At 72.0% G+C, this 24934-nt stretch carries 27 protein-coding genes; 22 read left to right on the top strand and 5 right to left on the bottom strand.

Annotation, left to right across the window (positions count from 1 at the left end; genetic code table 11):
- Window positions 1-58 precede the first annotated feature (58 nt).
- The gene (locus DEI85_RS09710; protein ID WP_110860405.1) at window positions 59-556 is read right to left on the bottom strand and encodes a hypothetical protein; all 498 of its coding nucleotides are present in this window, start codon (window positions 554-556) and stop codon (window positions 59-61) included.
- 131 nt (window positions 557-687) lie between these two features.
- Between DEI85_RS09710 and DEI85_RS09705 the strand changes: the two genes are divergently transcribed.
- Window positions 688-1335 carry a DUF1990 domain-containing protein gene (locus DEI85_RS09705; RefSeq protein WP_110860407.1) on the top strand — a complete coding sequence of 216 codons (648 nt, stop codon included), beginning with the start codon at window positions 688-690 and terminating at the stop codon, window positions 1333-1335.
- 89 nt (window positions 1336-1424) lie between these two features.
- On the opposite strand, the gene DEI85_RS09700 is transcribed toward DEI85_RS09705, so the two are convergent.
- A complete protein-coding gene (locus DEI85_RS09700) occupies window positions 1425-2117 on the bottom strand; it encodes an HAD family hydrolase (protein WP_181420059.1) in 693 nt (230 codons plus the stop codon).
- A gap of 28 nt (window positions 2118-2145) precedes the next feature.
- Between DEI85_RS09700 and hemW the strand changes: the two genes are divergently transcribed.
- The gene (hemW, locus tag DEI85_RS09695) at window positions 2146-3399 is read left to right on the top strand and encodes a radical SAM family heme chaperone HemW (protein WP_110860411.1); all 1254 of its coding nucleotides are present in this window, start codon (window positions 2146-2148) and stop codon (window positions 3397-3399) included.
- A 35-nt stretch (window positions 3400-3434) separates the two neighbouring features.
- Here the strand turns inward: hemW and DEI85_RS09690 are convergent, their stop codons facing one another.
- Window positions 3435-3908, bottom strand: a complete 474-nt coding sequence (locus DEI85_RS09690) for a DUF4870 domain-containing protein (RefSeq protein WP_349815115.1) — start codon at window positions 3906-3908, stop codon at window positions 3435-3437.
- A gap of 110 nt (window positions 3909-4018) precedes the next feature.
- On the opposite strand from DEI85_RS09690, the gene hrcA reads away from it, so the two are divergent.
- The 15 genes from hrcA to DEI85_RS09615 all read left to right on the top strand — a co-directional run bounded on the left by hrcA (window position 4019) and on the right by DEI85_RS09615 (window position 19565).
- Window positions 4019-5038: a heat-inducible transcriptional repressor HrcA gene (hrcA, locus tag DEI85_RS09685; RefSeq protein ID WP_110860413.1), complete on the top strand. Its 1020-nt coding sequence runs from the start codon at window positions 4019-4021 to the stop codon at window positions 5036-5038.
- 33 nt (window positions 5039-5071) lie between these two features.
- The gene (dnaJ, locus tag DEI85_RS09680; RefSeq protein WP_110860415.1) at window positions 5072-6187 is read left to right on the top strand and encodes a molecular chaperone DnaJ; all 1116 of its coding nucleotides are present in this window, start codon (window positions 5072-5074) and stop codon (window positions 6185-6187) included.
- On the top strand, window positions 6187-6924 hold the full coding sequence (locus DEI85_RS09675; RefSeq protein ID WP_110860417.1) for a 16S rRNA (uracil(1498)-N(3))-methyltransferase: 738 nt from the start codon (window positions 6187-6189) through the stop codon (window positions 6922-6924). The genes dnaJ and DEI85_RS09675 overlap by 1 nt, the downstream gene beginning before the upstream one ends.
- 38 nt (window positions 6925-6962) lie before the next feature.
- On the top strand, window positions 6963-7316 hold the full coding sequence (locus DEI85_RS09670) for a histidine triad nucleotide-binding protein (protein ID WP_110860419.1): 354 nt from the start codon (window positions 6963-6965) through the stop codon (window positions 7314-7316).
- Complete coding sequence (locus DEI85_RS09665) at window positions 7306-8448, top strand: PhoH family protein (protein ID WP_110860422.1); 1143 nt, start codon at window positions 7306-7308, stop codon at window positions 8446-8448. Before DEI85_RS09670 ends, DEI85_RS09665 begins: the two co-directional genes overlap by 11 nt.
- On the top strand, window positions 8445-8906 hold the full coding sequence (ybeY, locus tag DEI85_RS09660; protein ID WP_017886675.1) for an rRNA maturation RNase YbeY: 462 nt from the start codon (window positions 8445-8447) through the stop codon (window positions 8904-8906). Before DEI85_RS09665 ends, ybeY begins: the two co-directional genes overlap by 4 nt.
- A gap of 3 nt (window positions 8907-8909) precedes the next feature.
- Complete coding sequence (locus DEI85_RS09655; RefSeq protein WP_111091533.1) at window positions 8910-10232, top strand: hemolysin family protein; 1323 nt, start codon at window positions 8910-8912, stop codon at window positions 10230-10232.
- Entirely contained in the window at window positions 10229-11167 is a 939-nt protein-coding gene (era, locus tag DEI85_RS09650; protein WP_110860426.1) for a GTPase Era, read from the top strand. The genes DEI85_RS09655 and era overlap by 4 nt, the downstream gene beginning before the upstream one ends.
- A gap of 73 nt (window positions 11168-11240) precedes the next feature.
- Window positions 11241-12479, top strand: coding sequence for a sensor histidine kinase (locus tag DEI85_RS09645; RefSeq protein WP_220032941.1), 1239 nt, complete (start codon window positions 11241-11243; stop codon window positions 12477-12479).
- Window positions 12476-13165, top strand: a complete 690-nt coding sequence (locus DEI85_RS09640; RefSeq protein ID WP_110860430.1) for a response regulator — start codon at window positions 12476-12478, stop codon at window positions 13163-13165. Before DEI85_RS09645 ends, DEI85_RS09640 begins: the two co-directional genes overlap by 4 nt.
- Window positions 13166-13276: 111 nt before the next feature.
- Window positions 13277-14029 carry an ABC transporter ATP-binding protein gene (locus DEI85_RS09635; protein ID WP_111124434.1) on the top strand — a complete coding sequence of 251 codons (753 nt, stop codon included), beginning with the start codon at window positions 13277-13279 and terminating at the stop codon, window positions 14027-14029.
- Window positions 14026-15426: an ABC transporter permease gene (locus DEI85_RS09630; protein WP_111124433.1), complete on the top strand. Its 1401-nt coding sequence runs from the start codon at window positions 14026-14028 to the stop codon at window positions 15424-15426. Before DEI85_RS09635 ends, DEI85_RS09630 begins: the two co-directional genes overlap by 4 nt.
- 433 nt (window positions 15427-15859) lie before the next feature.
- Window positions 15860-17629 (top strand): 2-isopropylmalate synthase, encoded by a 1770-nt coding sequence (leuA, locus tag DEI85_RS09625; RefSeq protein WP_111091537.1) that lies wholly within the window; start codon window positions 15860-15862, stop codon window positions 17627-17629.
- 287 nt (window positions 17630-17916) lie between these two features.
- Window positions 17917-18771 (top strand): DNA repair protein RecO, encoded by an 855-nt coding sequence (gene recO / locus DEI85_RS09620; RefSeq protein WP_110860438.1) that lies wholly within the window; start codon window positions 17917-17919, stop codon window positions 18769-18771.
- Window positions 18768-19565, top strand: coding sequence for an isoprenyl transferase (locus DEI85_RS09615; RefSeq protein WP_111124011.1), 798 nt, complete (start codon window positions 18768-18770; stop codon window positions 19563-19565). The genes recO and DEI85_RS09615 overlap by 4 nt, the downstream gene beginning before the upstream one ends.
- 163 nt (window positions 19566-19728) lie before the next feature.
- Here DEI85_RS09615 and DEI85_RS09610 read toward each other — a convergent pair whose 3' ends face one another.
- On the bottom strand, window positions 19729-20676 hold the full coding sequence (locus DEI85_RS09610; RefSeq protein WP_111124010.1) for a LysR family transcriptional regulator: 948 nt from the start codon (window positions 20674-20676) through the stop codon (window positions 19729-19731).
- A 70-nt stretch (window positions 20677-20746) separates the two neighbouring features.
- On the opposite strand from DEI85_RS09610, the gene DEI85_RS09605 reads away from it, so the two are divergent.
- From DEI85_RS09605 to DEI85_RS09590, 5 genes are all read left to right on the top strand, one after another.
- Window positions 20747-21628: an aminotransferase class V-fold PLP-dependent enzyme gene (locus DEI85_RS09605; RefSeq protein WP_349815114.1), complete on the top strand. Its 882-nt coding sequence runs from the start codon at window positions 20747-20749 to the stop codon at window positions 21626-21628.
- The gene (locus DEI85_RS17595) at window positions 21625-21801 is read left to right on the top strand and encodes a hypothetical protein (RefSeq protein WP_349815113.1); all 177 of its coding nucleotides are present in this window, start codon (window positions 21625-21627) and stop codon (window positions 21799-21801) included. The genes DEI85_RS09605 and DEI85_RS17595 overlap by 4 nt, the downstream gene beginning before the upstream one ends.
- A 107-nt stretch (window positions 21802-21908) precedes the next feature.
- On the top strand, window positions 21909-23294 hold the full coding sequence (locus DEI85_RS09600; RefSeq protein ID WP_110860447.1) for a glycine--tRNA ligase: 1386 nt from the start codon (window positions 21909-21911) through the stop codon (window positions 23292-23294).
- 128 nt (window positions 23295-23422) lie between these two features.
- A complete protein-coding gene (locus DEI85_RS09595; protein WP_111124009.1) occupies window positions 23423-24157 on the top strand; it encodes a DsbA family oxidoreductase in 735 nt (244 codons plus the stop codon).
- On the top strand, window positions 24154-24408 hold the full coding sequence (locus DEI85_RS09590) for a hypothetical protein (RefSeq protein ID WP_110860451.1): 255 nt from the start codon (window positions 24154-24156) through the stop codon (window positions 24406-24408). The genes DEI85_RS09595 and DEI85_RS09590 overlap by 4 nt, the downstream gene beginning before the upstream one ends.
- 8 nt (window positions 24409-24416) lie before the next feature.
- On the opposite strand, the gene DEI85_RS09585 is transcribed toward DEI85_RS09590, so the two are convergent.
- A complete protein-coding gene (locus tag DEI85_RS09585) occupies window positions 24417-24902 on the bottom strand; it encodes an aminoacyl-tRNA deacylase (RefSeq protein WP_110860453.1) in 486 nt (161 codons plus the stop codon).
- Window positions 24903-24934: the final 32 nt, after the last annotated feature.

Here is a 24934-nt window from a genome sequence, read left to right as displayed (position 1 = left end):
ACCGCTCACGCACTGCGACCGACGTGATCTGTCGGTGAGCGCGAAAGCTCGGTGCGGGTCAGTCGGTACGGCGGGCGCGAGCACGCAGGGCGGCCAGGCAGAGGGCCGGGAGGCTCGCTGCGGCCAGTCCCGCCAGTGCGGTCCGCAGGATGGCCCAGTGGGCAGCCGCGTCGAAGTCGGTCTGCTCGCCGGAGGCCACCCCGGCGACCACGGCGCCGACGACCATCGCGAGCGTCACGACCGCGAGGACCAGCGGCAGCCGACGACCGCGCTCACGCCGGACCGCCGACACCAGTGCCGCACCGAAGAGCAGCACCCCGGCGCCGGCGCAGCTCGCCCCGACGGCGGCGATGACGTTCGCGGTGTCGAAGCCGTTCCACGCCTCCGGAGCGAGCGCGACGGTGGCGTACCGGGCGGGTGACGCCGCGGCCGACGTGGTCACGTCCACCAGCACCCGGGCGGTCGCCGCCACGCCGAACGCGACGAGCGCGAGCACGGCGAGGACGGCGGTCCGGCGGTCGACGGACCGCGGACGGACGGGGGTGGGGCGGGGCACCTGCTGACGATAGCCCCGGGGCGGGCGGTTGTCGGGCCTCCAGTTCGGGGTGCAGGGCGGGTGGGCCGATCCGACGGAGGTGAGCGCGGATCGGTTCGATCCGGGGCGGCCTGCCCAAGTAGCATGGCGGCATGAGCATCCGCGGGAGCTACCGGACCGCCCTGACGTACGGCGCGGTGGGGGCGACCCAGGCGTCGGACCTCATGACCTACCCGCCGGACGGCTTCACGCCGGCCGAGTCACGCGCGCGGATCGGACACGGCGACCAGCGGTTCGAGACCGCCGTCGTGCAGGCGCTCACGTGGCAGATCCAGGAGCGCAGCGGGGTCCGCGTGCACGTCGAGGAGCAGCCCGACGACGACGAGGTCCGGTACAACCCGGTCACCTTCGACGACGACGGCGTGCCGATCGCCCCCGCGTCCATCGGGACGCCCCGGGTCGAGAAGTTCGCACCCGACGGCACCCCGCTGCTGACGGCGGGCACCAGCGCGACGCTGACGATCCACGCGTTCGGGCAGACCGTGCTGGCACCGGTGCGCGTCGTGTCGATCATCGACGAGCACGACCGCAAGGGGTTCGCCTACGGCACGCTCGAGGGGCACCCGCTCTCCGGCGAGGAGTCGTTCGTCGTCGAGCGCACCCCGGACGGCTCGGTGTGGCTGCAGGTCCGGCAGTTCTCGCAGCCGGCGAGCCGGAAGTGGCGCTTCGTCGCGCCGTTCGTGCGACGGCAGCAGAAGGTCATGGCGGAGAAGTACCTGGCGGCGCTGCGGGGCGACTAGGCGGTCCTGATCGCGGTCGTGGTCGCTCCTGCTCCTGCACCCGCTCCAGCCCCCGCTCCCGCTCCCGCTCCAGCCCCCGCTCCCGCTCCTCAGCGGAGCGGCGGGAGTGCGGCGATCGCGTCCTCGATGAGGGCGGCGTCCTGCTGGCAGTCGCGTGCGACGGTCACGGCGTTCGTGTGGCGCAGCGCGTCGACGTCGTAGACACCGGTCGCCACGGCCAGGAAGGGGATGCCCGCGGCGTCCGCGGCCTCGCCGTCGCGCGGGGTGTCGCCGACGATGACCGCCCGCGTGCCGACCAGTTCGGCGGCGGCGCGCAGGGTGACCCCGGCCCGCTCGACCTCGGTGTCGCCGAAGTACGAGTGCTCCCAGTCGAAGACGTCGGGGTCGAACCCGGCGCCGGCGAGCTTCACCCGGGCGCGGTACTCGGAGTTGCCGGTGAGCAGGCCGTTGCGCCACCCGAGGTCGGCGAAGCGGGTCAGGAGCGCCTTCGCTCCGGGGACGGGACTGCGGTGGTCGCCGGAGGCGTGCCGTTCGGCCGTCAGATCGTGCAGGTGCCTGCTGACCGTGGGGATCAGGGTGTCCTCGAACGCGTGGGCATGCACGTGTTCGGCGATGAGCCCGGCGTCGGTCCGGCCGTGCTGGTGCCCGACCCGCAGGGTGAGGTCGCGGCCCACCGCCCGCTCGAGGGCGAGGTGGTAGAGGTTGCCCGGAGACGACGCGTTCATCACGAGGGTGCCGTCGATGTCCCACAGGACCGTGGTGGGGACGGGATGGTGCTCCATGACTCCATCATGACGGAGAATGGAGTCCATGCCGAGTGCTCTCCCGATCGCCGATCCAGCACCAGCGGACGGGCTGATCACCCCGTGGGCGGCAGCGGGCTCCGCTGCCGGGCCGGGGGCTGGTTCCGCCGCCGGTGACGTGCCCTTCGGCGTGTACGTGCACGTGCCGTTCTGCCGCGTGCGCTGCGGCTACTGCGACTTCAACACCTACACGGCGTCGGAGCTCCGCGGCGTCCGCCGTGACGACTACGCCGGGCACGCCGTGCGCGAGATCGAGTGGGCGGCGACCGTGCTCGACCGTTCCGGTGTGCCGCGGCGGCCGGTGTCCACCGTCTTCTTCGGCGGAGGCACCCCGACCATGCTGCCGGCGTCCGACCTGGCGATGATCCTCCGTGCGATCGACGACACCTGGGGCATCCTGCCCGGGGCCGAGGTCACCACCGAGGCGAACCCGGACTCCGTCGACGCGGCGTCGCTCGAGACCCTGCGGGCCGGCGGCTTCAACCGGATCAGCTACGGCATGCAGTCCGCCGTGCCGCACGTGCTCGCCACGCTCGACCGCACGCACGACCCGCTCCGGGTCCCAGTGGTCGTCGACCTCGCGAAGCAGCAGGGACTCGACGTCTCGCTCGACCTCATCTACTCGACCCCGGGGGAGTCCCTCGCCGACTGGCGGACCTCGCTCGACGCCGCGATCGCCTGCGAGCCCGACCACGTGTCGGCGTACTCGCTCATCGTCGAGGACGGCACCGCGATGGGCCGCATGGTCGCCCGCGGCGAGCTCCCCGCCCCCGACGACGACCTGGCCGCCGACATGTACGAGCTCGCAGACCAGGTGCTCGGCGACGCCGGCTACTCCTGGTACGAGGTGTCGAACTGGGCACGCGGTGACGCGCACGCGAGTCGCCACAACCTGTCCTACTGGAAGGGCCACGACTGGTGGGGCGTCGGACCCGGCGCGCACTCCGCCGTCGCCGGCACGCGCTGGTGGAACGTCAAGCACCCGGCCGCGTACGCGAACCGGGTGCTGTCGGGGGAGTCGCCGGCCGCCGGCCGCGAGACCATCGACGACGAGACGCGGTACGTCGAGCGACTGCTGCTGGCGGCGCGGGTCCGCGGGGAGCTCGCGACGAGCGAGATCCGCCAGGAGGCCCGTGGCCGGGTCGCCGGCCTCATCGCACGCGGACTCGTGGACGGGTCGGCCGCGGTGCGGGGACGGATCGACCTGACCCTGCAGGGCCGCCTGCTCGCCGACGCGGTGGTGCGGGAGCTGCTCGACTGAGCGGCGTGCGCCGCTCGGTCGGGCTCGTGGGGGCGCTACTGCTTGATGAACTCGATCGAGAGCGGGTAGCGGTAGAACTGTCCCTGGTTCGCGGCGATCGCGGCCATGATGCTGAAGATCAGCGACACGATGCCCGCTGCCAGCACGATCAGGACCCCGACGCCGAACACCGACGTGAGCGAACCGACCACGTAGGCGATGCCCATCGTGATGTGGAAGTTCAGCGCGACGCGGGTGTGCTCGCGGACGAAGCCGCCGCGGTCGCGGAGGACCAGGTAGGCGACCAACGGCGCGATGAAGTTGAAGAAGATGCCGCCGATGTGCGTCAGCGTGGCCCACAGGCGCTGGTCCTCGGGGCTCATCGGCCGGGGCGGGGTGTAGCCGGCGGGGTACTGCGGTCCGCCGGGGTACTGCGGTCCGCCGGGCTGCTGGGGGCCACCGGGGCCGTGGCCGTACGGGCCGCCGGGCTGCTCGGGTCCGTGGCCGTCGGGCTGCTGTCCGTTGGTCATGGCGGAAGCGTATCGGCCGACCGCCCGGAAGTCCCGGGCCGTCAGCGGTCGGGCGTAGGATCAGCAGTCGACACGTCCGAGTGCCAGGTCGATCGGGAAAGGAGGCGCTCGTGGTCAGTGAACGCAGCCTCGAGGTCCTCAAGGCCATCGTGCGCGACTACGTGGCGTCGCGTGAACCCGTCGGGTCGAAGACCATCGTCGAGCGGCACGCCTTCGGGGTCAGCGCCGCGACGATCCGCAACGACATGGCCCTGCTCGAGGACGAGCAGCTGATCGCCGCACCGCACACCTCGTCCGGCCGGGTGCCGACCGACAAGGGGTACCGCGTCTTCGTGGACCACCTGGCGGGTGCCCGTCCGCTCTCCAGCGCGCAGCGGCACGCCATCGAGACCTTCCTCGGCGCCCCGAACGACCTCGACGAGGTCCTCGGGCGCACCGTCCGGCTGCTCAGCCAGCTCACCAACCAGGTCGCCCTGGTGCAGTACCCCTCGATGGTGCGCGCCCGGGTGCAGCACGTCGAGCTCGTCCGGCTCGGTGACGCCCGGTTGATGGTGGTGCTCATCACCGACACCGCTCGCGTCGAACAGCGCGTGGTCGAGACCGACGTCCCGCTCGACGAAGGCTCGCTGGGCGAACTCCGCACCGTGGTGAACGGCGCGACGGTGGGCCTCCTGCTGCAGGACGTCCCGACCGCGCTCCGAGCCGTGCCGCAGCAGCTCCGCCCCGACGCCCAGACGCTCGGCGGGGTCGTCGTCGCCACGCTCATCGAGCAGGTCGCGGCGAACCGGCAGGACCGCCTGCTGATGGCCGGTGCGGCCAACCTGGCGAAGAGCGAGCAGGACTTCTCCGGCGGGCTCTTCCCGGTGCTCGAAGCGATCGAGGAACAAGTCACCCTGCTCCGGTTGTTCGGGGAGATGCAGGTGGACGACATCGCGGTGGCGGCCAGCATCGGCGTCGAGAACGCCGAGTACGGGCTCGACGCCACGAGCATCGTCGCCGGCGGCTACCTGGCCGGTGGCGAGGTGGCCCGCCTGGGCGTCCTCGGACCGACCCGCATGGACTACGGCACGAACATGGCGGCCGTCCGCGCCGTCGCCCGGTACCTGTCCAAGCTCCTGGGCGAACACTGACCAACCGACCGAACCCAACCGACTGAGGGATACGTGGCAGACCACTACGACGTCCTCGGCGTCCAGCGAGACGCCTCCGATGCCGACATCAAGAAGGCCTACCGCCGCCTGGCGCGTGAGCTCCACCCGGACGTGAACCCGGCACCCGACGCCGCCGAGCGCTTCAAGGACGTGACGCACGCGTACGACGTGCTGAGCGACCCCGAGCAGCGGCGCCGGTACGACGCCGGGCCGCAGGCCGACAGCCCCTTCGGTGGTGGCGCCGGTGGCTTCAGCGACATCTTCGACGCCTTCTTCGGCGGCGGCGGTGGTGGCGGCGGCCGGGGGTCGGGCCCGCGCAGCCGTGCCGAGCGCGGACAGGACGCCCTGCTCCGCATCGAGGTCGACCTCGACGAGGTCGTCTTCGGCACCCACAAGGACGTCGAGGTCGACACGGCGGTGCTGTGCGAGACCTGCCACGGCTCCTGCTGTGCGCCGGGCACCAGCCCCCGCACGTGCGACATCTGCGGTGGCTCCGGGCACATCCAGCGCCAGGTCCGTTCGCTCCTCGGCAACGTGGTGACGAGCGCACCGTGCGGCACGTGCCGCGGGTACGGCACCGTCATCCCGAGCCCCTGCCCGACCTGCCAGGGTCAGGGCCGCGTCCGCGCGCGTCGCACCGTGCCGGTGGACGTCCCCGCCGGCGTCGACTCCGGTCTCCGACTTCAGATGCCCGGCCAGGGCGAGGTCGGTCCGGCCGGCGGCCCGTCCGGCGACCTGTACCTCGAGATCCGCGTGCGCCACGACGACGTCTTCAGCCGTGACGGCGACGACCTGCTGGCGACGCTCGAGGTCGGCATGACCGACGCCGTCCTCGGCACGACCACCACGATCGACGGCCTCGACGGTCCGGTCGAGCTCGAGATCCGACCCGGTGTGCAGAGTGCCGACGTCCTCGTCATCAAGGACCGCGGCATCACGAAGCTGCGCGGGAACGGCCGCGGTGACCTGCGGGTCGGCGTGCAGGTCGTCACGCCGACCAAGCTGTCCCACAAGGAGCGGCAGCTGGTGGAGCAGCTCGCGAAGTCGCACAAGACCACCGCCCCGCAGCTCGCCCGGTTCCAGCAGGGCATGTTCGGCAAGCTCCGCGACCGGTTCTTCAACCACTGATGGCGTCGCTGTACCTCGTCGACTCGCTGGACGGCGTCACCGTCGGTGACCCGGTGTCGCTCGACGGGGCCGAGGGCCGGCACGCGGTCTCCGTCGCGCGCGTCCGGGTCGGCGAGGTCCTGCGGATCGCCGACGGTCGGGGCACGGTGGTCTCCGGTCCGGTGACGGCACTCGGCAAGGACACGCTGGAGCTCGCGGTCCACACCGTCGAGCACCAGGACGCACCGCGCCCGTCGCTGACGCTCGTGCAGGCCCTGGCCAAGGGCGGTCGTGACGAGATGGCCGTGCAGGCGGCGACCGAGATCGGGGTCGACCGGGTCGTGCCGTGGTCGGCCGCACGCAGCGTCTCCCGGTGGGACGGCGCGAAGGTCGAGAAGGGCCGCGCGCGGTGGGCCGCGATCGCGCACGAGGCCGCGAAGCAGGCGATCCGTCCGCGTGTGCCCGTCGTCGCGCCGCTGGTGACGACCGGACAACTCGTGTCCGCGCTCGGTGAGGGGACCACCCTCGTCCTGCTCGACCCGACCGCGACCGTGCGGCTCGCCACCTGGGAACCCCCGACGGGCGCCGAGGACATCGCCCTCGTCGTCGGCCCCGAAGGAGGCATCGACGGCGCGGAGCTCGACCGGCTCGAGGCCGCGGGCGCCGTGCGGGTCCGGCTCGGCGACAGCGTGCTCCGCACGTCCACCGCCGGACCGGCGGCACTCGCTGTCCTGCAGGCGCGACTGGGTCGCTGGTGAGCCGGACCACGCCGTCGGGCGCGTCCTACGATGGAGCCATGAGCACCAGCACGCCCAGCGTCTTCTCCAAGATCATCGCGCGCGAGATCCCGGCGACCATCGTCGCCGAGGACGACCGTGTGATCGCGATCGAGGACATCGCTCCGAAGGCTCCCGTCCACGTGCTCGTCGTCCCCAAGACCGAGCAGTACGCGAACGTCGGCGAACTCGCGGCGGGTGACCCCGACCTGCTGGCCCACGTCGTCGCCACCGCGCAGCGCATCGCCGACGAGCGCGCCGACGGCCAGTTCCGACTCGTCTTCAACACCGGCGAAGCCGCCGGTCAGACCGTGTTCCACGTGCACGCGCACGTACTCGCAGGTGAACTGCAGGAAGGCACCCTTGCCGGTTAACGAACCAGTACAGCCCACCGCCGCCGACGACGAGCCCGTCTCGGTCTCGCTCCAGGTCGACGGCATCGCCATGGTGCAGCTGCTCGGCCCCCAGGACCGGCTGCTCAAGACCGTCGAGCGCCAGTACCCCGGCGTCCGGGTCGTCGTGCGCGGCAACGAGGTCACGCTGACCGGGCCCGAGCGCGACGTCGCCCGCGCGAAGGCGCTCGTCGACGAGCTCGTCGGCATGGTCAGGCGCGGGCAGGAGATCGGCCCGGCCGACATCCCGATGTCCGCACGCATCCTCGACGACGACCGCAAGCCCTCCGACACCTTCGGCACCCCGATCGTGTCGAGCCGCGGCAAGTCCGTCCGGCCGAAGACCGACGGGCAGCGTGCCTACGTCGACGCCATCGACGAGCACACCATCACGTTCGGCATCGGTCCGGCCGGTACCGGCAAGACGTACCTGGCGATGGCCAAGGCCGTGCAGGCGCTGCAGCGGCGCGAGGTCAACCGGATCATCCTCACCCGTCCCGCGGTCGAGGCCGGCGAGCGGCTCGGCTTCCTGCCGGGCACGCTCACCGACAAGATCGACCCCTACCTGCGCCCGCTGTACGACGCCCTCAACGAGATGATGGACCCGGAGCTGGTCCCGAAGCTCCTGGCCGCCGGCACCGTCGAGGTCGCCCCGCTGGCGTACATGCGTGGCCGGACCCTCAACGACTCCTTCGTGGTGCTCGACGAGGCGCAGAACACCACGCCCGAGCAGATGAAGATGTTCCTGACCCGGCTCGGGTTCGGCTCGAAGATGGTCATCACGGGTGACATCACCCAGGTCGACCTGCCGGGCAACGTCTCCGGTCTGCGGCTCGTGACCCGCATCCTCGACCAGGTCGAGGACATCCACTTCGCCCGTCTCGGCAGCGAGGACGTGGTCCGCCACACCCTCGTCGGCCGGATCGTCGACGCGTACACGGTCTACGACGAGGAGCGCCTCGCCGAGCAGGCCGGGCAGCGCCCCGGTGGCCGTGGCACCGCCCCGGTCGGCAACCCCGACGGTGCCAACCGCGCCGAACGCCGTGGGCGCCCGCCGCAGGACCGCGCACGACCCCCGTACCCCCAGAACGACGCCCGAGGAGGCAACCGGTGAGCATCGAGCTCAACAACGAGTCGGGCGTCGAGGTGGACGAGGCCGCGATCCAGCGGCTCGCGGCCTTCGCCCTGGACGCGATGCACGTCCACGCCGATGCCGAGCTCGCGATCGTGCTGGTCGACGAGGGCGCGATGGAGCAGCTGCACGTCCGGTGGATGGACGAGCCCGGCCCGACGGACGTCCTGAGCTTCCCGATGGACGAACTGCGCCCCGGCACCGAGGACGACCCCACGCCGGCCGGGCTGCTGGGCGACATCGTGCTCTGCCCGCAGGTGGCCGAGGAACAGGCGAAGACCGCCGGGCACTCGAGCACCGACGAGATGCTGCTGCTCACCTGCCACGGCATCCTGCACCTGCTCGGCTTCGACCACGCCGAGCCCGACGAGAAGGCCGAGATGTTCGGCATCCAGGGCGAGATCCTGACCGCCTTCGCCGCCCAGCACCGAGGGCGGTAGCCGGTGGTCGTCGTCGCCGGACTCCTCGCGGTGGCGCTGGGGCTCGTCGTGCTCGGCGGGCTCCTCGCCGCGAGCGACGCCGCACTCTCGGTGGTCTCCCGTGCCGACCTCGAGGAGATCGCCAGGGGCAACAAGCGCCGCCGCGCCATCGAGGCGATCGCTGACGACGTCGGGGCGCACGTCAACGCGCTGAACTTCTTCCGGGTCCTCGCCGAGACCGCGGCCGCGGTGCTCGTGACGATCGCCCTCGTGCGCGCCTTCGACAGCTGGTGGATCGCACTCGTCGTCTCCGCCGCGATCATGACCGCGGTGTCGTTCGTGCTGGTCGGGTCGAGCCCGCGCAGCGTCGGACGCGCCCACGCCGAGCGGCTGATCGGTGCGACCGGCGGCATCGTCCGTGGGGTCCGCATCGTGCTCGGTCCGCTGGCCGGACTGCTCGTCCGGATCGGCGACCGGGTCACCCCCGGCCGCGGCCGGAGCGCCTCCACCGTGTCGAGCGAGGAGCAGCTGCTCTCGCTCGTCGACGAGGCCACCGAGAGCAACGTGCTCGAGGACGAGGACCGCGAACTCATCCACTCGGTGTTCGAGTTCAGCGACACCCTGGTGCGCGAGGTCATGGTGCCCCGCACGGACATGCTCACCGTCGACGGTGCGGAGACGCTGGCCGCGGCCATGGAGCAGTTCCTGGCCGCCGGGGTGTCCCGGATGCCGGTGACGGGCAAGGACAGCGACGACGTGCGGGGTGTGCTCTACCTGCGCGACGTCGCGCGGTCGCTGTACGAACGGCCGGCATCCCGCACTGAACGGGTCAGCCGGCTGCTGCGGCCCGCCGAGTTCGTGCCGGAGTCGAAGCACGCCGACGACACCCTGCGGCACATGCAGGTCGCCAAGAACCACCTGGTGCTGGTGGTCGACGAGTACGGCGGTGTCGCCGGGCTCGTGACCATGGAGGACCTCATCGAAGAACTCGTCGGCGACATCTCCGACGAGTACGACCGCGCCGTCGTCGACCGGACCGAGGTCGAACCGGGCATCTGGCGGATCTCCGCCCGGCTGCCGATCGACGAGCTCGGCGACCTGTTCGGCATCGAGCTCGACGACGACGACGTCGACACCGCCGGTGGCCTGCTCACCAAGGAGCTCGGACACCTGGCCGTCTCCGGCGACACCGTCACGGTGTCCGGGGTCGTCCTGACCGCCGACCGGGTCGAGGGCAAGCGCCGCCACCTCATCACCGTGCTCGCCGAGCGCACCCACGCCCTGGCCGACGTCGAGGACGCCTTCGACGACGCCGAACCCACCACGACGGGAACCACGCACGCATGACCGACCCCGACACCACCCAGGCCGGCTCGGAGAAGCCCTACCGCGCGGGCTTCGTCTCGTTCGTCGGCCGTCCGAACGTCGGCAAGTCGACGCTGACCAACGCCCTGGTGGGCGAGAAGGTCGCCATCACCTCGTCGAAGCCGCAGACCACCAGGCGCGCCATCCGCGGGATCGTGCACCGGCCCGACGGTCAGGTGATCATCGTCGACACCCCGGGCGTGCACCGTCCGCGCACCCTGCTCGGCGAACGGCTCAACGACCTCGTGCAGTCCACCCTCGGCGACGTCGACGTGATCGGTTTCTGCGTGCCGGCGAACGAGCCCGTCGGTCCCGGCGACCGGTTCATCAACGACACGCTCGACCAGTACCCGCGCGCCAAGAAGATCGCGATCGTCACGAAGATCGACAGCACCTCCAAGGACCGCGTCGGTGAGCAGCTGCTGGCCGTCTCGAAGCTCCGCGACTGGGACGCCGTGGTGCCGACCTCGGGCACCAGGGGCATGCAGCTCGACGACCTGCTCGGCGTGATCACCGCCCTGCTCCCCGAGTCGCCGCAGCTGTACGACTCGAGCGCGGTGACCGAGGAGACCGACGAGGAGCGCATCGGCGAGCTCATCCGCGAGGCTGCGCTCGAGGGCGTCCGTGACGAGCTGCCGCACTCGCTCGCCGTGGTCATCGAGGACATCGTCGAGCCCGATGCCGACGACGACGCCGACGGCCCCCTGCGCATCTTCGCGAACCTGTTCGTCGAGCGGGACAGCCAGAAGGCGATCGTCATCGGACACAAGGGCGAGCGCCTGAAGGACGTCGGTTCGCGGGCCCGCGTCGAGATCGAGTCGCTGCTCGGCGGCCGGCACGTCTACCTGAACATCCGCGTGAAGGTGGCCAAGGAGTGGCAGCGTGACCCGAAGCAGCTCGGACGCCTCGGCTTCTGACCGTCCGCCGCTCGCACCCCGGGTCATCCGGGCGAGGGACGCGGGGACGAGCGGCCCGCCGTACCGTGGACGGGTGTTCCGTCCCATGCTGCGCGCGCAGGTCATCACCGACCTGCTGATCGCCGTGCTGCTCGGCGGCCTCGTGCTGGTCGCCAGCGGGCGCGGGCTCGACGGGCCGCTGTCCGTGGTCACCGTCGTCGGGATGACCGCCGCCCTGGCACTCCGACGACTGTCACCCGGGCTCGCCCTGGCCGTGGCGTGGGTGTTCGCGGTCTTCGAGATGGTCACCCTGCAGGTGCCGGACGTGTCGAACGCGTTCATCGCCGGCGTCATGTACACGACGAGTGCGTACGGCAGCCGCCGTGTGCGGCTGGCCGGGCTCGTGTCGGCGATCCTCGGGTCCGTGGCGGCGGCGGCGTACATGGGCTTCGACGACTACCGGAACCGCTTGACCTACGAGACCACCTCGACGTCGGTGCCGGAGTCGCTGCAGGTCATCCTGTCGTTCTTCGCCGTCGTCCTGCTCCTGCTGCTGCTGCCGTGGCTCGCCGGACTCGTGGTCCGGACCCGTCGCTCGGCGAGCATGAGTCGCGAGGCCCAGCTGCTGGCCGAGCGTGACGCCGCGCGGGCCGACCGGGCCGTCGCGGTCGAGCAGGAGCGCGTGCGGATCGCCCGCGACATGCACGACATCGTCGCGCACTCGCTCGCGGTCGTCATCGCGCAGTCCGACGGTGCCCGGTACGCCCTGAAGGCCGACCCCGCGGTGGCCGACCAGGCCCTCAGTACCATCTCGACCACGGCCCGCCGGGCCCTCGGCGACGTGCGCGAACTCCTCGGCGCGCTCCGGCACGAGCAGGGGACCGCGCCGACGCCCGAGATCGACGACATCGACCGGCTCGTCGACGAGATGCGGCAGCTCGGGCTCGACGTGCGGGTGGAACGCGAGGGCGACCCCGCCGGGCTGCCCACCACCACGCAGCTCGCTGTCTACCGGATCGTGCAGGAGAGCCTGACGAACGCGTACAAGCACGGAGAGCCCGGCAGCCCGGTGCGTGCCGCCCTGACCTACCGGCCGGACACCGTCGAGATCGCCGTCGTGAACCGACGTGCCGACGACGGGGTCCGCGGCCCCGGCACAGGCCACGGCCTGGTCGGCATGCGCGAGCGCGCCGTGATGACCGGCGGCACCATGACCGCCGGGGCCCGAGGGGACGACTTCGCGGTCGCCGTCCGGATGCCGACCGTCCCGGCCAGCGGGCAGATGCCCCGCGGCCGGATCACCCCCACCGAGCAGGAGCGCACCGCCCGATGACCACGATTCCGACCGACGAGCACCGGATCCGTGTCGCCCTCGTCGACGACCAGGCGCTGTTCCGCACCGGCATCCGGATGCTCATCGACTCGCAGCCCGACCTGCGGTTCGTCGGCGAGGCGGGCGACGGTGCCGATGGGGTCGAACTCGTCCGACGGACCCGTCCCGACGTGGTGCTGATGGACGTGCGGATGCCCGTGATGGACGGCATCACGGCGACCGGCCACATCGTCGAACAGTCCGGAACCGACGGCGCGAAGGTCCTCGTGCTGACCACGTTCGACTTCGACGAGGCCGCCGCCAAGGCCATCCGCGCCGGCGCGAGCGGGTTCGTGCTCAAGGACGCCGACCCCGAGTTCCTGCTCGCGGCGGTCCGGACCGTGCACGCCGGCACCGCGGTGTTCGCCGCGTCGGCCACGCGGGAGCTCCTGCGACGGTACGACGACTCGGTCGGACGCGCCGCCGCAGTCCCCGCGGCGTTCGCCGACCTCACGCCACGCGAGCGCGAGATCTTCGACCTGGCCGCCCGTGGGTTCAGCAACAGCGAGATCGCCCAGCACGAGTACGTCAGCGAGGCGACCGTGAAGACGCACATCTCGCGGGTCCTGACGAAGCTCGAACTCCGCGACCGGGTGCGACTCGTCGTCTTCGCCCACGAACACGGGCTCGTCACCAAGGCCGACTGATGCCGGGTCATCCGCGGGGATGACCCCTCCACAGGCAACCGAGCCGAGCGGACGATCCACAGGAGCCGAGCGGGCGACGCGGACGGGTCCGCTGACCGCCATCGTGGATGCATGACCACGAGCCACGCCCCGATCATCCGCCTCGACCACGTGTCCAAGCACTACGGCGACGACGCCCGACGTGTGACCGCGCTCGACGACGTCAGCGTCGACATCGGCGCCGGGGAGTTCACCGCGGTGATGGGCCCGTCCGGGTCCGGCAAGTCGACGCTCATGCACGTCGCCGCCGGCCTCGACGCCGTGTCCGCCGGCCGGATCCAGATCGACGGCGTCGACATCACGGCCCTGGGCGACAAGGACCTCACCGAGCTGCGTCGTCGGCGGCTGGGCTTCGTGTTCCAGTCGTTCAACCTCGTCCCGACGCTCGACGTCAGCGAGAACATCCGGCTGCCGTTCCTGCTCGGTGGGCACAAGCCCTCGCACGAGGAGACCGCCTGGATCGACCGGCTGGTCGAGATGCTCGGGCTCGGCAACCGGCTGACGCACCGGCCGCACCAGCTCTCCGGCGGGCAGCAGCAGCGCGTCGCCATCGCACGGGCGCTCGCTTCGCGGCCGGCGGTGGTCGTCGCCGACGAACCGACCGGCGCGCTCGACTCCCGCACCGGACGCTACGTGCTCGCGATGCTCCGCGGTGCCGTCCAGGAATGGGGCCAGAGCGTCGTCATGGTGACGCACGACCCGGTGGCGGCCGCGAACGCCGACCGCATCCTGTTCCTGGCGGACGGCCGGATCGTCGCCGACCGCCCCGCGATGGACGCCGGCGCGATCTCCACGACGATGCTCGGGATGGAGGCAGCAGCGTGAACGGCGTCCGCTCCTTCGCCCCCACCGTCCTGGTCGCCGCCCTCGGCACCACGTTCGGCTCCGCCCTCGTCATCGCACCGGGGATCGTGACCGAGGCGCTCCGAGCCGCCGGGGTCGCCGACCTCGGTCCGATCAAGGCGATCCTGTCGGTGGTCGGGTGGCTGTTCCTCGGTATCGCGCTCTACGTCGGCGCGATCGTCACCGCGAACACCTGCGCCACCCTGATCGCCGGGCAGACCCGGATCATCGCCCTGCAGCGGCTCGTCGGCGCGACCGGTGCGACCCTCCGTGCGCGGATCACCCGCACCGGCCTGGTCGTCGGCGTGCTCGGCGGGGTCGTCGGCGCCGTCGTGGGGACCGCGCTCTCGGCCCTGTTCGTCGTCGTCCTGCGGGGCAACGGGGTCCTGCCCGAGGCCGAGTACACGTACGTGCCGTGGGAGCTCGTCCTGCCGGTCGTGGCCGTCGTCCTCGCCACCTGGGGTGCCTTCGCTGCCGGGTCGCGCCGCGTGCTCACCGTCACACCACTCGAAGCGCTGTCGTCGTCCGTCGAGCCGAGCCACGACGACGTCCGGTCCGGCACGGCCCGCAAGGTCTGGGCGATCGTGCTCATGGCCGGTGGCGCGGTGCTGATGCTGCTCGGGCTCGCGGTGAGCTCGCTGTCCCCGGTCGCGGTCCTGCCGGCAGCGCTCGGCGGGTTCGTGTCCTTCGCGGGGGTCGCCGTCGGGGCGACGATCGTGATGCCGCCCGTGCTGCAGCTCATCGGCCGCATCGGCTCGCACGACCCCGTCGTCCTGCTCGCCGGACGGAACGCGATGCGGGCGCCGGGGCGGTCCTCGCGGGCGACCATCGGGCTCGTCATCGGTGTCACCCTGCTCGTGACCTTCGCGGTGGCGCTCGGGATCATGCAGCACGTGCTCGAGACCGAGATGCGCGCCATGAGCGCGGGGGCTGCCACGCCCGAGATGATCGAGGCGCAGCGGGACCTCTTCGTGCAGATCAACGCGGTCGTCAGCGTGATCGTCGGGTTCTCCGCCGTGATCGCCGCCGTCGGGGTCGTGAACGCCCTGGCGCTCGGGGTGCTCCAGCGTCGACGCGAACTCGGGCTGCTGCGGGTGCTCGGCCTGACCGGTGCGCAGGTCCGACGGATGATCGTGACCGAGGCCGTGCAGATGGTCGTCGCGGCCGTCGTCTCGGGGCTCGCACTCGGCACGGTGTACGGCTGGGTCGGCGGGCAGACGCTGCTCGGCTCGCTCGGGACGCCCGTGGCACCGGTGCTGCCGCCGCTGACCATCGGCATCGTGGTGATCGGCGCGCTGGTCCTGGCGGTCGTCGCCACCATCGCCCCGGTGCGGCGCGCGATGCGCGTCCCGCCGACCGAGGCGCTCGCGGTCGACTGACCCGTCGCCCTGGTCGCACCACACGACGACACGGGAGGCCCGTTGCCAGCTGGCACCGGGCCTCCCGTGTCGTCGTGTGGGCGCGCCGACGTGCCCTGGCCGGCCCCGCCGCGCCGCTCACGTCCGCCGAGGTGTCACGAACCGTCGTCCGGACGCGGCCCGGGCGACAGAACGCGACCTCTCGGCGACCGGCCCGTGGCAGGTCTCGACCACTCGGCACCTCACTCGGCAACCCCGTTCGACGGCGCCGGGCGGTCCCGCGTCACACGCTTGCGCCAGCCTGGTACACCGGTGCTACCGTGGGTCCCGATGTACTCGGCACTCCTCCTCCTTCGCTGCCGCGACGAGGCCTGACACTCCGGCCCACCTCGTCGCGGAGTCCGTCGTGGCCGCACCACAAGAGCTCACGAACACGCGACGAAAGCGAAGAACGATGCAGAACACCCAGCAGCCCTCCGGGATGCCGATCCACAAGTACGTCCCGTTCCACGAGCAGATCAGCGTCGACCTGCCGGACCGCACCTGGCCCACGAAGCGCATCGACAAGGCGCCGCGCTGGTGTGCCGTCGACCTGCGTGACGGCAACCAGGCGCTCATCGACCCGATGGACGCCGAGCGCAAGCGGGCGATGTTCGACCTCCTCGTGCGGATGGGCTACAAGGAGATCGAGGTCGGGTTCCCGAGCGCCTCGCAGACTGACTTCGACTTCGTCCGGTCGCTGATCGACGAGGGCGCGATCCCCGACGACGTGACCATCCAGGTGCTGACCCAGGCGCGCGAGCACCTCATCCAGCGCACCTACGAGGCGATCGACGGCGCGAAGCAGGCCATCGTCCACCTGTACAACTCCACGAGCATCGTGCAGCGCGAGGTCGTCTTCCGCACCGACGTGCAGGGCGTGGTGGACATCGCGGTCACCGGTGCGAAGCTCTGCAAGGCCGCCGAGGCGACGCTGCAGCACGACACGACGATCTACTACGAGTACTCGCCGGAGTCCTACACGGGCACCGAGCTCGAGGTCGCACTGGAGATCTGCAACGCCGTCCTCGAGGTCTTCGAGCCGACGCCCGAGCGCAAGGTCATCATCAACCTGCCCGCCACCGTCGAGATGGCCACACCGAACGTCTACGCCGACTCGATCGAGTGGATGTCACGCCGCCTCGCCCACCGCGACGACGTCATCCTGTCGCTGCACCCGCACAACGACCGCGGCACCGCGGTCGCGGCCGCCGAGCTCGGCTACATGGCCGGCGCCGACCGCATCGAGGGCTGCCTGTTCGGCAACGGTGAGCGCACCGGCAACGTGGACCTGGTCGCCCTCGGGATGAACCTGTTCACGCAGGGCATCGACCCGGAGATCTCGTTCGCCGACATCGACCAGGTGAAGCGCACCGTCGAGTACTGCAACCAGCTGCCGGTGCCCGAGCGCCAGCCGTGGGCGGGCGACCTCGTGTACACGGCGTTCAGCGGCTCGCACCAGGACGCCATCAACAAGGGGTTCGAGGCGATGAAGGCCAAGGCCGCCGCCGCGGGCAAGGACATCGACGAGATCGAGTGGGCGGTGCCGTACCTGCCCGTCGACCCGAAGGACATCGGCCGGTCGTACGAGGCCGTCATCCGCGTCAACTCGCAGTCCGGCAAGGGCGGTGTGGCGTACCTGCTCAAGACCGACCACGCCCTCGACCTGCCCCGCAAGCTGCAGATCGAGTTCTCCGGCGTCGTGCAGCGGCACACCGACACCGAGGGCGGCGAGTTCTCGTCGCAGCGCATCTGGGACGTGTTCCAGGACGAGTACCTGCCCGCGTCGATCGACGACGAGAAGTGGGGCCGGTACGAGCTCACCAAGACGGCGACGTCGAGCGACTTCGAGGGCACGACCTCGCTGTCCGTGGCACTCCGGGTCGACGAGGGCGCGGTCACGGCCGAGGCCGTCGGCACCGGTCCCATCGACGCGTTCCTGAAGGTGCTCGCCGAGCAGGGCGTCCAGGTCACGCTGTACGACTACTCGGAGCACACTATGAGCGCCTCCGGTGACGCGAAGGCCGCGTCCTACGTCGAGCTCGACGTCGACGGCGTGCGTCTCTGGGGCGTCGGCATCGACGCCGACATCTCGACGGCGTCGCTCAAGGCGATCGTGTCCGCGGTGAACCGCGCGGTGCGCGCGGGTGCCGCGGCCGGCGCACCGGAGCTCGTCTCCGCCTGAGACGCGACCAGGCCGGGAGGCTCCCCACCGGGCACGGCCTGATCGCCGCTGGCGCGTCGACCAGGTACCGGCCGGTGTGGGCCCAGGTGCGGGTCCGTCCAGCACCGCGCCTCCCGTCTGTGCCCGGTCTTTCCCCCGTCACACGCGATGGCAGGTCGGATCGGCGTACCTGGTCGTTTCTTCCGACCAGGTACGCCCGATTCCACTCGGTACCCCGACCCCCCCCCCCCCGGGCCGCCCGCCCCGCACCGCACGCGGCTGTCGGCGGGGCGGGGGATACTGGGGGCATGCCGCTGTACCGGGACGAGTGCGTCGTGTTGCGCACGCACAAGCTCGGCGAAGCCGACCGCATCGTCACGATGCTCTCGCGGCAGCACGGCAAGATCCGCGCCGTGGCCAAGGGCGTGCGGCGGACCGCGTCGAAGTTCGGCAGCCGGCTCGAGCCGTTCATGGTCGTCGACGCCCAGTTCTACGAGGGCCGGTCGCTCGACATCGTCACCCAGGCGGAGTCCCTCGGCGCGTACGGGGCCCAGATCGTCGCCGACTACGGGGCGTACACCGCGGCCAGCGCCATGGTCGAGACCGCCGACCGACTGAGCGAGGCCGATGCCGGGCTGCAGCAGTACCTGCTCCTCGTCGGGGCGCTCCGGTCGTTGTCGCGCGGTGAGCACCAGTCCAGCGCGACCCTCGACTCGTACCTGCTCCGCGCGATGAGCATCGCGGGATGGGCCCCCTCGTTCAGTGACTGTGCGGTGACGGGGGAGCCCGGCCCGCACTCGGCGTTCGTGGTGCAGCTCGGTGGTGTCGTCGCCGACCGTGCGGCGCCCCCGGGGACGCCGCGGCTCGACCCGGCGACGCTCGGGGTGCTCGGCTCCCTGCTCGCCGGTGACTGGGCGACGGTCGACGCCACCGACGAGCGGACGCGTTCGCGGGCCTCCGGCGTGGTCGCGGCCTACGCCCAGTGGCACCTGGAACGATCGCTCCGGTCCCTGCCGCACGTCGACCGCTCCGAGCACCCGCTGCCGGTGCCGCAGACCCACGGCGGACCCGAGGCGACGGCGCGCGCGGTGGCCTCGACCCCGGCACCCGCCGTGCCCGAGCCCGACCCTGATCCCGCTGTCGAAGGAGCCCCCACCGCATGAGCCCCCGCCGCCCCGACGACGTCGAACCGTTCCGCCCGATCGACTGGACCGGCGAGACGCCCCCGGCGATCCCGGCCCGGTTCGTGCCGGAGCACGTGGCCATCGTCATGGACGGCAACGGCCGGTGGGCGAACGGCCGCGGCCTGACCCGGATCGAGGGGCACAAGGCGGGCGAGGCCTCGCTGCTCGACGTCGTCGCCGGGGCGATCCAGATCGGCGTCGGGCACGTGTCCGCGTACGCGTTCTCGACGGAGAACTGGAAGCGCTCCCCGGAAGAGGTCCGGTTCCTGATGGGCTTCAACCGCGACGTCATCCGCCGTCGCCGTGACCAGCTGCACCAGTGGGGCGTCAAGGTGCGGTGGGCGGGTCGGCGTCCGAGGCTGTGGCGGAGCGTCATCGACGAGCTCGAGACCGCCGAGCGGATGACGGCGGGCAACGACGTCCTCACACTGACGATGTGCGTGAACTACGGCGGCCGGAACGAGATCGTCGACGCCGTGCGGGGCATGGCCGAGGACGTCGCCGCCGGACGCCTGAAGCCGAGCCAGGTCACCGAGAAGGCGCTGGCGAAGCGGCTGTACGTGCCCGAGATGCCCGACGTCGACCTGTTCCTCCGGAGCTCGGGGGAGCAGCGCACGAGCAACTTCCTGCTGTGGCAGTCCGCCTACGCCGAGATGGTGTTCCTCGACCGGCTCTGGCCGGACTTCCGTCGCACCGACCTGTGGGGTGCGATCGAGGAGTACGCCAGCCGCGACCGACGCTACGGCGGCGCGGTCGACACCCCGAAGGCCTAGCCCCGGCCGCTGCGGCCGCGGCCCGGCCGCCCGGCCGCCGGGCCGCTCGGCCGCCGGGCCGCCGGGCCGCCGGGCCGAGACCGAGTCTCGGTTCCGCGGACAGCTTGCGCCGTCTGGCCGGCGCGGAGTGTCCGTGCAGCCGAGACTCGGCGCGCGCCCCGGCTCAGCCCGGCAGCGGCCCCTCGAGCAGGTGGGCCGCGGAGCGCACCGCGTCGAGTGCCGCACGGATGCTCGGCACACGGTCGGCACCACGGGCGACGACCACCTCGACACGCCGGGCGAGCTCGTCGTCCACGGGGTCGATCGCGACACCGGCGGGGATGACCGTCGTCGCGAGTGCCAGCCGGGGGAGCAGCGCCACCCCGAGCCCTGCGGCGACGAGTCCCACCACCGCGGCCGCGTTGTCCGTCTCCAGCACGATGTCCGGCGTGAACCCCGCGCTCGCGCACGAGGCGAGCAGGTGCCCACGGCAGCGCAGGCAGCCCCCGATCCACCGGGCGTCGTGGTGGGACGCGAGGTCCACGACGGTGGAGCCGGCGGGGCGGAGTCGCTCCGCGCCTCCCGGCTCGACCGGCGTCACCAGCGCGAGCGGGTCACGACCGAGTGCCCGGGTGACGAGGCCCGGGTCCGGGGTGGTCCCGACCTCGTCGCCGACGTAGGTGAAGGTGAGGGCGACGTCCACCTCGCCGCCGCGCAGCAGGTCGAGTGCCTCAGGAGGCTCCACCTCGACGTACGAGGTCGTCACGCCGGGCGCCGTCGCGGCGAGCCGGGCGAGCACCGCGGGCACGAGGGCGGAGGACGCGCTCGGGAACCCGGCGAGTCGCACCCGGCCACGGCTGAGTCCGCCGACGGCGTCGAGGTCCTCGCGAGCCGCGGTCAGCGCGGCCTGGACGTGCAGGGCGTGGTCGGCGAGCACCTGCCCCGCATGCGTGAGGGTCGCGCCCCGTCCGCCGCGCAGGACCAGCGCGTGGCCGAGACGCTGCTCGGCCCGGGCCAGCAGCTGGCTGACGGCCGGCTGGCTCGACCCGAGCGCGGCGGCGGCGCGGGTGATCGACCCACCGTCGGCCACGGCGCGCAGGACCCGGAGCAACTGGGGATCGATCTCGTCCATCACCCGATGTTATCGGTGGCACAACGAACCGGCTCTGGTGTGATGGGACGGGAACGAGGACGCTGTCCGCATGGACTCCTTCCCCGCCGGCCGCGGCTACCTGGCGGCGTGCACCGCGGGCCTGCCGACCCGCGGCACCCTCGCCGCCCAGCGGGCCGACCTCGACGCGTGGTCCCGGGCCGAGACGTCGCCCGCCCGGTACGGCGCGCTGGTCGAGCAGGGACGTGCGCTCTTCGCCGCGCTGGTCGGCGTCCCGGCTGAGCGCGTCGCGACGGGATCGCAGACCTCGGTGATGGCCGCGGTCGTCGCCGACGCGCTGCCGGACGGCGCCGAGGTGGTCGTCCCCGACGGCGACTTCAGCTCGGTCGTCTTCCCGTTCCTCGCCCAGGCGCACCGCGGCGTCCGGGTCCGGAGCGTCCCGCTCGAGCGGCTCGCCGCCTCGGTCGGGCCCGGGACCGCCCTGGTCGCGTGGTCCGCGGTGCAGTCCGCGACCGGCGTGGTCACCGACCCCGACCCGGTCGTGGCCGCCGCCCGTCGCGTCGGCGCCCTGACCCTCTGTGACCTCACGCAGGCCGCCGGCGTGCTGCCCGTCGACGCCGCAGCGTTCGACGTGACGCTCACGCACACCTACAAGTGGCTCTGCGCTCCGCGCGGCGTCGCCTTCATGACGCTCTCCGACACCGCCCTCGGCCGGCTCCGCCCGGTGCAGGCCGGCTGGTACGCGGGCCAGGACGTCTGGTCCTCCTGCTACGGCCCCGCCATGCACCTGGCCGACGACGCGCGTCGCTTCGACGTCTCGCCGGCCTGGCAGGCGTGGCCCGGTGCCGTGGCCGCGCTCGAGCCGCGGTCGCGCTCGACCAGCGGGCGGTCTGGAGGCACGCCACCGGTCTCGCGGATCGGCTGTGCGATGCCCTCGGGTCGCCTCGGCAGGGCGACGGGCAGGCGATCGTGACGTTCGCGGACGCCGACGGGGCGGCCCTCCGGGCACTCACCGCCGCAGGCGTCACCGCCTCGGGGCGTGCCGGGCGACTGCGCATCGCGTTCCACCTGTGGAACGACGAGTCCGACGTGACCGACGTCGTGGCCGCGCTGGGTGGGGTGGGGCCGGGCACGTCGGCAAGGTGAGCGTGGAGGGCGGACCCGTGGCGGGCCTCCCGGGCCTCGATCGCCGGTAGTCTTGCCCGGACCGTTTCCGCACCGAGCACCCAGCTCGGCGACCTCTGGAGCACCCTTTGGCACAGCCCTCCCGTCTCGACAGCGTCATCGCCCTGGCCAAGCGCCGCGGCTTCGTCTTCCAGTCGGGTGAGATCTACGGAGGCTCCCGCTCCGCATGGGACTACGGGCCCCTCGGTGTGGAGCTCAAGGAGAACATCAAGCGCCAGTGGTGGCAGCGGTTCGTCCGCGGCCGTGGGGACATGGTCGGCCTCGACTCCGCGGTGATCCTGCCCCGCAAGGTGTGGGAGGCCTCCGGGCACGTCGCGACCTTCACCGACCCGCTGGTCGAGTGCCTGCACTGCCACCACCGGTTCCGCGAGGACCACCTGCTCGAGGCGTTCGAGGCGAAGAAGGGCCGCGCCCCCGAGGGTGGCATGGCCGAGGTCGCCTGCCCGAACTGCGGCACCCGCGGCGAGTGGACCGAGCCCCGCGAGTTCTCCGGGATGCTCAAGACCTACCTCGGCCCGGTCGAGTCGGAAGAGGGCCTGAACTTCCTGCGCCCCGAGACGGCGCAGGGCATCTTCGTCGACTTCGCGCAGGTCGTCACGACGAGCCGCATGAAGCCCCCGTTCGGCATCGGTCAGGTCGGCAAGGCGTTCCGCAACGAGATCACGCCCGGCAACTTCATCTTTCGCACGCGCGAGTTCGAGCAGATGGAGATCGAGTACTTCGTGCCGCCGACCTCCGCCCAGGAGCACTACGAGCAGTGGATCGCCGACTCGGTGGCGTTCTACACCGACCTCGGCATCGACCCGGAGAACCTGCGTCGCTTCGACGTGCCGGACGGCGAGCGGGCGCACTACTCCGACGCCACCGCCGATATCGAGTACCGTTTCGGCTTCACCGGCTCGGAGTGGGGCGAGCTGATGGGCGTCGCGAACCGCACCGACTTCGACCTGAACAACCACATCGAGGCGTCCGGCCAGGACCTCCGCTTCTTCGACCAGGCCGCCAACGAGAAGTACGTGCCGTACGTCATCGAGCCGTCGTTCGGTCTGACCCGTGCGCTCATGGCGTTCCTGCTCGACTCCTACCACGAGGACGAGGCGCCGAACGCGAAGGGCGGTGTCGACAAGCGCACGGTCCTGCGCCTCGACCCGCGCCTGGCCCCGGTGAAGGCCGCCGTCCTGCCCCTGTCGCGCAACGAGCAGCTCTCGCCCGTCGCCCGCGGTCTGGCCGACGACCTGCGCAAGAACTGGAACGTGGACTTCGACGACGCCGGTGCGATCGGCCGTCGCTACCGTCGCCACGACGAGATCGGCACGCCGTTCTGCATCACGGTCGACTTCGACACGCTCGAGGACAAGGCCGTGACGGTGCGCGAGCGCGACACCATGGGCCAGGAGCGCGTCTCGCTCGACCAGCTGCAGGGGTACCTGGCGCAGCGGTTGCTCGGCGCGTAGGGGGTCGTCCTTCCGCAAGACACCGGTGTTCGTGCGTTGCACACCCGCAGTCGGGTGTTCGACCTGCGAACACCGGTGTCTTGCTGCCGGCCCGGGAATGCGCGCGCACGCCGCGCGTTGGGCTGAGCATGAACGACTCCGTGAAGGTCGATGTCTGGTCGGACATCGCCTGCCCCTGGTGCTACATCGGCAAGCGCAAGTTCGAGGCCGGCGTCGCCGCGTTCGGCGCCTCGAGCGAGGGCCGCCCCGTCGAGGTCGAGTACCACTCCTTCGAGCTGAGCCCCGACACCCCCGTCGACTTCGAGGGCACCGAGGCCGAGTTCCTCTCGGGCCACAAGGGCATGCCCGTCGACCAGGCGCAGCAGATGCTCGACCAGGTCACCGCCATCGCCGCGGGCGTCGGCCTCAGCTACGACTTCGAGGCCATGCACCACACCAACACGGTGAAGGCCCACCAGGTCATCCACCTCGCCAAGCAGCACGGCAAGCAGCTCGAGATGGTCGAGCGCCTGTTCACCGCCTACTTCGAGCGCGGCGAGCACGTCGGACAGGAGTCCTCGCTCGCCGACCTGGCGGCGGAGATCGGCCTCGACCGCGACGAGGTCCTCAGCACCCTGCGCGACGACGCCCAGCTCGCTGCGGTCCGCGCCGACCAGGCCCAGGCGCAGGCGTACGGGATCAACGGCGTGCCGTTCTTCGTCATCGACGGCAAGTACGGCGTCTCCGGCGCCCAGGACCCCACGGCGTTCGAGCAGGTGCTCCGCCAGGTGGTCGCGCTCCGCGAGACCACGCCGGAGGAGGTCGCCTCGGCGGCCGAGCGCGCTGCGGACGACGCGAGCGCTGACGTGGCGGTGACCCGATGACGGACATGACCATCAGCGACCAGGGTGCGGTGCGCCTCCAGGCCGTGACGTCGGTGCCGTCCGTACCGGACGCGCTCACGGGGCTGCCGGGCGTCTCCGGTTCTCCCGGCGTTCCCGGCCTGGAGGCCCGTCCCGCGTTGTTGACGCTCGTCACGCCCGGCGGTGCGCCGGTCTGCGAGGGCGACGCGTGCCTGATCGACGCCGGCTCGTTCGCCGGCGCCGAGGGCGACTGGTCCGAGGTGCCGGACTGACGGCTGCGTCAGCCGCGCTGCGGTTCCTCGTCGGTGATGTCGGCGACGGTCGCGCCGTAGGCGGCAACGAGCTCGTCGGCGTCGACGAAGGCGCTCGCACCGTGCCGGCCGGCGCCCAGGGCGACCCGGCGGCCGGCGATGCGTTCGTCGGCGTACACCGGCAGGTCGCCCGTGGCACCGATCGGCGTGATGGTGCCGCGCTCGTAGCCGGACGCCTCGAGCGCGGTGGCGGCGTCGGGCATCGAGAGCTTGTTGACGCCGACGACCGTGCGGAGCTTCTTCCAGGCGATGCTGCGGCCACCGGGCACCAGGGCGAGCAGGAACCCGCCGTCGTGGCGCTTCACCACCAGGGTCTTGACGATGTCGCCGGGCTCGATGCCGAGCAGTTCGGCGGCCTCGTGCAGGGAGTTCGCGGCCGGGCGCTCGACCACTTCGACCGGCAGGCCACGGGCCCGGGCGTCGGCGTCGAACCGGGTGCTGGCGTCGGTCGTCATGTGGAGAACGCTACCGGCGCGCACCGACGTGG

Source organism: Curtobacterium sp. MCBD17_026, from assembly GCF_003234895.2.
Classification (GTDB): Bacteria; Actinomycetota; Actinomycetes; order Actinomycetales; family Microbacteriaceae; genus Curtobacterium; species Curtobacterium flaccumfaciens.
This window is presented reverse-complemented; position numbering and strand designations above follow the sequence as displayed.